This is a genomic window from Metabacillus arenae (genome assembly GCF_014773385.1).
Classification (GTDB): domain Bacteria; phylum Bacillota; class Bacilli; order Bacillales; family Bacillaceae; genus Metabacillus_D; species Metabacillus_D arenae.
This window is the reverse complement of record NZ_JACXAI010000080.1, coordinates 1-1,530: the sequence shown is the minus strand read 5'-3', so window position 1 is coordinate 1,530 and position 1,530 is coordinate 1. Positions and strand designations below refer to the sequence as shown.

Genomic DNA, 1,530 nt, shown 5'->3' with positions numbered 1-1,530 from the left:
CGGTTAAGTTAGAAAGGGCGCACGGTGGATGCCTTGGCACTAGGAGCCGATGAAGGACGGTACTAACACCGATATGCTTCGGGGAGCTGTAAGTAAGCTTTGATCCGGAGATTTCCGAATGGGGGAACCCGCTGCTCGTAATGGAGCAGGATCCTTCTCTGAATACATAGGAGTTGGAAGGCAGACCCGGGGAACTGAAACATCTTAGTACCCGGAGGAAGAGAAAGCAAACGCGATTCCCCAAGTAGCGGCGAGCGAAACGGGACATAGCCCAAACCAAGAGGCTTGCCTCTTGGGGTTGTAGGACACTCTATACGGAGTTACAAAAGAGCGGAGTAAATGAAGAGGTCTGGAAAGGCCCGTCAAAGAAGGTAACAACCCTGTAGTTGAAACTTCGTTCTCTCCTGAGTGGATCCTGAGTACGGCGGGACACGTGAAATCCCGTCGGAAGCTGGGAGGACCATCTCCCAAGGCTAAATACTCCCTAGTGACCGATAGTGAACCAGTACCGTGAGGGAAAGGTGAAAAGCACCCCGGAAGGGGAGTGAAAGAGATCCTGAAACCGTGTGCCTACAAGTAGTCAGAGCCCGTTAACGGGTGATGGCGTGCCTTTTGTAGAATGAACCGGCGAGTTACGATCCCGTGCAAGGTTAAGTTGAAGAGACGGAGCCGCAGCGAAAGCGAGTCTGAAGAGGGCGAAATAGTACGTGGTCGTAGACCCGAAACCAGGTGATCTACCCATGTCCAGGGTGAAGTTCAGGTAACACTGAATGGAGGCCCGAACCCACGCACGTTGAAAAGTGCGGGGATGAGGTGTGGGTAGCGGAGAAATTCCAATCGAACTTGGAGATAGCTGGTTCTCTCCGAAATAGCTTTAGGGCTAGCCTCAAGGTAAGAGTCTTGGAGGTAGAGCACTGATTGGACTAGGGGCCCCCATCGGGTTACCGAATTCAGTCAAACTCCGAATGCCAAAGACTTATCCTTGGGAGTCAGACTGCGAGTGATAAGATCCGTAGTCGAAAGGGAAACAGCCCAGACCACCAGCTAAGGTCCCAAAGTATACGTTAAGTGGAAAAGGATGTGGAGTTGCTTAGACAACCAGGATGTTGGCTTAGAAGCAGCCACCATTTAAAGAGTGCGTAATAGCTCACTGGTCGAGTGACTCTGCGCCGAAAATGTACCGGGGCTAAACGTATCACCGAAGCTGTGGACTGTTCTTACGAACAGTGGTAGGAGAGCGTTCTAAGGGCTGTGAAGCGGGACCGGAAGGACCCGTGGAGCGCTTAGAAGTGAGAATGCCGGTATGAGTAGCGAAAGAGGGGTGAGAATCCCCTCCACCGAATGCCTAAGGTTTCCTGAGGAAGGCTCGTCCGCTCAGGGTTAGTCGGGACCTAAGCCGAGGCCGAAAGGCGTAGGCGATGGACAACAGGTTGATATTCCTGTACCACCTTTTTTCCATTTGAGCAATGGGGGGACGCAGGAGGATAGGGTAAGCACGGCGCCGGAATGCCGTGTCCAAGCAGTTAGGCT

1 rRNA gene is annotated in these 1,530 nt (G+C 52.7%); it reads left to right on the top strand.

What is annotated here, in order from left to right:
* Position 1: 1 nt before the first annotated feature.
* Positions 2 to 1,530: ribosomal RNA gene (locus tag IC621_RS26215) — 23S ribosomal RNA — on the top strand; the annotation flags it as partial.